This is a genomic window from Mycobacterium sp. pUA109, from assembly GCF_041287095.1.
Classification (GTDB): domain Bacteria; phylum Actinomycetota; class Actinomycetes; order Mycobacteriales; family Mycobacteriaceae; genus Mycobacterium.
In genome coordinates, this window is sequence record NZ_JBGGKS010000028.1 from 58,647 (window position 1) to 64,646 (window position 6,000).

Consider the following 6,000-nt stretch of genomic DNA (forward strand, 5'->3'; position numbering starts at 1 on the left):
ATGTGACCAGGTCAGCTGCCCGGTGTTGACCAACCGGGCGAATCATGGAAACCTATTGGTCAAATATGAGAATGTGATTCTCCAGAACCGAGGAGACGCTATGCGACTGGGCCCGTTGCCCGCGGACCGCTGGGACGATGCGGTCCAACATGCGCTGGCCCCGATGCTGCCCACGGAACGACGCACCCCGGACGGCGCCGGCAACGCGCTGGCCACCCTGGTCCACCACCCGGACCTGACCCGGGCGTTCCTGCGGTTCAACGTCCACCTGCTGTACCGCTCGACGCTGCCCGAACGGCTGCGGGAACTGGCCATCTTGCGGGTCGCGCACCGGCGCGGCTGCAGCTACGAATGGGCCCACCACGTGACCATGGGTAAAGCGGCCGGGCTCACCGACGATGACATCGCCGATCTGCAACACGGCGCGGCCCGCGATCCGTTGGATGCAGCGGTGCTGACCGCGGTGGACGAACTCGACGACAAGTCCTGTCTGTCCGAGGCCACCGAGGTCGCGCTGACCGAGCACCTCACCGAGCGACAGTGCCTGGACCTTGTCTTCACGATCGGCTGTTACACCACGCTGGCCATGGCTTTCAACACCTTTGGCGTCGACCTCGAACAAGAGCAGGAGAACTAGACCGTGCCCCATTTCCCGAAACCGGCCGCAGGAAGCTGGACCCAGAACTACCCCGAACTCGGCACCGAGCCGGTCGATTACAGCGATTCGACCGACCCCGACCACTACGCCGCCGAGCAGAAGGCGATCTTCGGTCGCACCTGGCTCAACGTGGGCCGGGTCGAGCGTCTGCCCAAGGTCGGCAGCTACTTCACCAAGGAACTGCCCTCGGCGTGCACCGGCACCTCGCTGATCATCGTCAAAGGCAAGGACCAGGTGGTCCGGGCGTTCCACAACATCTGCCGGCACCGCGGTAACAAGCTGGTGTGGAACGACTTTCCGCACGAGGAGACCTCCGGCACCTGCCGGCAGTTCACCTGCAAGTACCACGCCTGGCGCTACAGCCTGGACGGGGACCTGACCTTCATCCAGCAGGAGGACGAGTTCTTCGACGTCGACAAGAGCGACTACGGCCTGGTGCCGGTGCGCTGCGAGGTGTGGGAGGGCTTCATCTTCGTCAACCTCGACGACAACGCCGGCCCGCTGACCGAATACCTCGGCCCGCTGGCCAAGGGCATCGAGGGCTACCCGTTCCACGAGATGACCGAGGTCTACACCTACCGGGCCGAAATCGGCAGCAACTGGAAGCTGTTCATCGACGCGTTCGCCGAGTTCTACCACGCGCCGGTGCTGCACCAAGGGCAGTACACCAAGGAGGAAGCCGCCAAGATCCAAAAGTATGGCTTCGAGGCGCTGCACTATGAGTTGGTCGGTCCGCACTCGGTGATCTCCACCTGGGGCGGCCAGGCGCCGCCGGCGGACCTGAAGATGGTCAAGCCGATGGATCGGGTGCTGCGCAGCGGACTGTTCGGTCCGTGGGACAAGCCCGACATCGACGGACTCGACGCGCTGCCGCCGGGGGTGAACCCGTCGCGGGCGCCGCAGTGGGGCATCGACTCGTTCGTGTTCTTCCCCAACTTCATGCTGCTGCTGTGGGAGCCGGGCTGGTATTTGACCTACCACTACTGGCCGACCGCCGTCGACAAGCACATCTTCGAAACCACCTTGTATTTCGTGCCGCCGCGCAACGCGCGGGAACGGTTGGCCCAAGAGTTGGCCGCGGTGACCTTCAAGGAATACGCGCTGCAGGACGCCAACACCCTGGAGGCGACCCAGACCATGCTCGGCACCCGGGTCGTCAACGACTTCTTGTTGTGCGACCAGGAAATCCTGCTGCGCCACCTGCACAAGACCGCCCGCGACTATGTCAGCGAATACCAGAAGACCACCACCAAGGAGCACGCCAATGGCGCTACCCGCTGAGTTTGCCGACCTGCAGCCCTACGCCGCCTGGGATCTGGCCACCGAGCCCGAGCGCTACGCCAAGCGGTTGGCCTCGACGATGCCGGAGCTGCAGGAGTTCTACGACGCCGCGTTTCCCCGCCTGGAGGACGCGATTACCTACCTGGACAAGTTCGACCTGCATGACCTGCCCGACGACGCGCGCTCGCTGATGCACGTGATGCAGTCGCTGGTCATGGTGTCGTTTCCGGTGGAGGCGTGGAAGCAGCCGCGGGTGCCGGACAGCGGCGCGGCGTGGGTTGAGCTGATCAAGGAACCGGTAGTTTAGAAAAGTGTTGACGCTCAAGGCAGCCGGGCTGCTCGACGTCGATGCCGGCGAGATCGTCCGGCCCGGGATCGTGCGGGTCGACGGGGACCGGATCGTCGGCGTCGGCGGCGCGAGCGGGGATCGCAAGCGCGGCGGAGCCGGGCGCAGCGGGTCCCCGCCATCGGCAAACGACGGTGACATCATCGATCTCGGCGACCAGATTCTGTTGCCCGGGTTGATGGATATGGAAGTCAACCTGCTGATGGGTGGGCGGGGCGAAACCCCGGGCCTGTCCCAAGTCCAGGACGATCCGCCGACCCGGGTGCTGCGTGCGGTGGGTAATGCGCGGCGCACGCTGCGGGCCGGCTTCACCACGGTGCGCAACCTGGGCCTGTTCGTCAAGACCGGCGGGTATCTGCTGGACGTGGCGCTGGGCAAGGCCATCGACGCCGGCTGGATCGAGGGGCCCCGCGTCGTGCCGGCCGGTCACGCGATCACCCCCACCGGCGGGCACCTGGATCCGACCATGTTCGCGGCGTTCATGCCCGGTGTGCTGGAGCTGACGATCGAGGAGGGCATCGCCAACGGGGTCGACGAGATCCGCAAGGCGGTGCGCTACCAGATCAAGCACGGCGCCCAGCTGATCAAGGTGTGCTGCTCGGGCGGCGTCATGTCGCTCACCGGGGAGGCCGGCGCCCAACACTATTCCGATGAGGAGCTGCGCGTCATCGTCGACGAGGCGCACCGCCGCGGGCTGCGCGTCGCCGCGCACACCCACGGCGCCGAAGCGGTCAAACACGCCGTGGCGTGCGGGATCGACTGCATCGAGCACGGGTTTTTGATGGACGACGAAGCCATCCAGATGCTGGTCGACAACGACCGGTTTCTGGTCACCACGCGCCGCCTCGCCGAGGCGATGGACGTCTCCAAGGCGCCGCCGGCGTTGCAGGCCAAGGCCGCCGAGATGTTCCCCAAGGCCCGCACCTCGGTCAAGGCCGCCTACGAAGCCGGGGTGAAGATCGCCGTCGGCACCGACGCGCCCGCCATCCCGCACGGCCGCAACGCCGAGGAACTGGTCACCCTGGTCGACTGGGGCATGCCGCCGGCCGCCGTGCTGAAGGCCGCCACCGTCACCGCCGCCGACCTGATCAACGCCGACGACCGCGGCCGGCTGGCCGAGGGATTGCTCGCCGACATCATCGCGGTGCCCGGAGATCCATTGGCCGACATCACCGTCACCCAGCAGGTGAGCTTCGTCATGAAAGGCGGCAAGGTTTATGTCAACAAGAACTGAGGACCTGGTCGAAATCCAGCAGCTGCTGGCCCGCTACGCGGTGACCATCACCCAGGGCGATATCGACGGTCTGGTGGCGGTGTTCACCCCGGACGGCACCTACAGCGCCTTCGGCGAAACCTATGCGCTGGACCGCTTCCCGGTGCTGGTGGACGCCGCCCCGAAGGGGTTGTTCATGACCGGGACAGCCCTGGTCGACATCGACGGCGACACCGCCACCGGAACCCAGCCGCTGTGTTTCATCGACCACGCCACCCATGACATGCGGATCGGCTACTACAACGACACCTACCTGCGCACCCCCGACGGGTGGCGGCTGAAGACCCGGGCGATGACGTTCATCCGCCGCAGCGGGGCACACGACTCGGGGCGTCCGCACGCCGTGGGTCGTCCGTCCGCGACATGAATGTCGCCGAATTCCGGACGGATCTGCGCGCGTGGCTCGATGAGCACGATCTGACCCCGCCGCCGGATCACTCGCTGGCGGCCCACATCCGACAGTTCGCCCGGGTGTCTTCGGCGCTGTATGAGGCCGGCTGGATGCGGTACGGGTGGCCGGAGGAGGCCGGCGGACTGGGTGGTCCGGCGATGCTGCGCGCGATCGTCGGCGAGGAGGTCGTCGGCCGACGCCTGGCCGAGCCCGGCCCGTATTCGATGCTCGAGGTGCTGGCGCCGACGATGATCGATTACGCGTCACCGGAGCTCGCCGCGGAAATGGTGCCACGGTTGCTGTCCGGGCGCGAACAGTGGTGCCAGGGCTTTTCCGAACCGGGCTCCGGCAGCGACCTGGCGTCGCTGTCTACCCGCGCCACCCCCGACGGCGACAACTGGATCATCAACGGGCAGAAGGTGTGGACCAGCTTCGCCCAGTTCTCCACCCGGTGCGTCCTGCTGACCCGCACCGCGCCCGGCCATGACGGCATCACCGCGTTCTTCGTCGACATGGACACCCCCGGCATCACCGTGCGTCCGCTGCACACCATGCACGGGGTGGACGAGTTCTGCGAGGTCTACTTCGACGACGTGGTGATTCCGGCCAGCCGCATGCTGGGGGCGCCCGGCGACGGCTGGCGACTCGCCATGGACCTGCTGCCGTTTGAGCGGTCGACCTGCTTCTGGCAGCGGATCGCCTACCTGTATTCACGTTTCGACCGACTGATCGCCGCCGCCACCGATCCCAGCGACTCCGAGCTGGGTGCGGCATATCTGGCGTTGCACACGTTGCGCTGCCGATCGGCCGCCACCCAGCATCGGCTGGCCGACGGGGCGCGGCTGGGCCCGGACACCTCGATCGACAAGGTGTTGCTGGCCACCGCCGAGCAAAAGCTCTTCGACACGGTGCGCGACCTGCTGCCCGGGGCGGTCGAACTCGACGAGTCGGAGTGGCGCACCGAGTTTCTGTACTCGCGCGCGGCGACCATCTACGGCGGCACCGCCGAGATTCAGCGCAACATCATCGCGCGGCGGCTGTTGGATCTGGGCAAGGAGTGAACGTGGACGCGGCCCTGGACACCGAAGATCTGCAGCTTCTCGACGACGCCGTGCACAAGTCCATGACCGCGGCGTCCGGTCGTGACCTCGACACCGCGCTGACCGAGCTGGGCTGGCTCGACGTGCTCGACGAAATGCCGGACACGGCAATCCGTCTGGTGTTTTCCCGGCTCGGCGAGACCGGCGCGCACGCGCCGGTGCTCAACGACGTGGTGCTGCGCGCCGCCGGACGCCCGGCCGGCGGCACCGTGCCGCTGCCCTACGCCGGCGGGACGTGGGTGCTCTGGCAGCGCGACGATACGCCCGGCACCGCGGTCGACGGTGAGGTGCCGGTGCACCGCGTCACCGCCGGCGAGCCGGTCCCGCTGGCCGCCGGGCGTCGCGCGCTGGGCTGGTGGCTGGTCGGCACCAGCCGCGCCATGCTGTCGCTGGCCCGCCAGCACGCCGTGGACCGGGTGCAGTTCGGCAAGCCGATCGCCGGGTTCCAGGCGGTGCGGCACCGGCTGGCCGAGACCCTGGTGGCGATCGAGGGGGCGGCCGCGACCCTGCACGCCGCGGCCGACGAACCCGACGAGCTGGCGTCGCTGCTGGCCAAGGCGGCGGCCGGGCAGGCCGCGTTGACCGCGGCGCGGCACTGCCAGCAGGTGCTCGGCGGGATCGGCTTCACCGACGAGCACGAACTGCACCGCCACGTCAAGCGCGCGTTGCTGTTGGACGGCCTGCTCGGCAGCGCCCGCGAGCTCACTCGCGAAGCCGGTGCGCAGCTGCGGGCGCGGGGATCCGCCCCGCGGCTGGTGCAGCTGGCCTGACATCCCCGCGAGCCATTGGACCCTTCTCGGGACGCCTCGCAGGCGTGAAAACGGGCTTGGGTCGCATTCCCAACGCCGAAAGTGCGTTCCCGCAGGAGTCCTCTCGGGCGGATTCATACGGTCAGTGCAACGTCTAGTGGTTTTGGAGGTTGCTGTGCCGCGTGGTTATCCGGTTGTGGGT

The 6,000-nt window shown here is 67.6% G+C and carries 7 protein-coding genes; all 7 read left to right on the forward strand.

From position 1 onward, the window contains the following. The first annotated feature begins 100 nt into the window (after nt 1-100). The 7 genes from ACAG26_RS24895 (at nt 101) to ACAG26_RS24925 (ending at nt 5,819) form a co-directional block, all read left to right on the forward strand. Complete coding sequence (locus ACAG26_RS24895) at nt 101-637, forward strand: carboxymuconolactone decarboxylase family protein (RefSeq protein ID WP_370485750.1); 537 nt, start codon at nt 101-103, stop codon at nt 635-637. A 3-nt stretch (nt 638-640) separates the two neighbouring features. Further along, entirely contained in the window at nt 641-1,939 is a 1,299-nt protein-coding gene (locus ACAG26_RS24900; protein WP_370485751.1) for an aromatic ring-hydroxylating dioxygenase subunit alpha, read from the forward strand. After that, nucleotides 1,923-2,246: a hypothetical protein gene (locus tag ACAG26_RS24905; protein ID WP_370485752.1), complete on the forward strand. Its 324-nt coding sequence runs from the start codon at nt 1,923-1,925 to the stop codon at nt 2,244-2,246. The genes ACAG26_RS24900 and ACAG26_RS24905 overlap by 17 nt, the downstream gene beginning before the upstream one ends. A 4-nt stretch (nt 2,247-2,250) precedes the next feature. Then, complete coding sequence (locus ACAG26_RS24910; protein WP_370485753.1) at nt 2,251-3,519, forward strand: amidohydrolase family protein; 1,269 nt, start codon at nt 2,251-2,253, stop codon at nt 3,517-3,519. Next, entirely contained in the window at nt 3,503-3,925 is a 423-nt protein-coding gene (locus tag ACAG26_RS24915; protein WP_370485754.1) for a nuclear transport factor 2 family protein, read from the forward strand. The genes ACAG26_RS24910 and ACAG26_RS24915 overlap by 17 nt, the downstream gene beginning before the upstream one ends. Continuing rightward, nucleotides 3,922-5,010, forward strand: a complete 1,089-nt coding sequence (locus ACAG26_RS24920) for an acyl-CoA dehydrogenase family protein (protein ID WP_370485755.1) — start codon at nt 3,922-3,924, stop codon at nt 5,008-5,010. The genes ACAG26_RS24915 and ACAG26_RS24920 overlap by 4 nt, the downstream gene beginning before the upstream one ends. Before the next feature lie 62 nt (nt 5,011-5,072). Further along, nucleotides 5,073-5,819 carry an acyl-CoA dehydrogenase family protein gene (locus ACAG26_RS24925; RefSeq protein ID WP_370485762.1) on the forward strand — a complete coding sequence of 249 codons (747 nt, stop codon included), beginning with the start codon at nt 5,073-5,075 and terminating at the stop codon, nt 5,817-5,819. Nucleotides 5,820-6,000 lie beyond the last annotated feature (181 nt).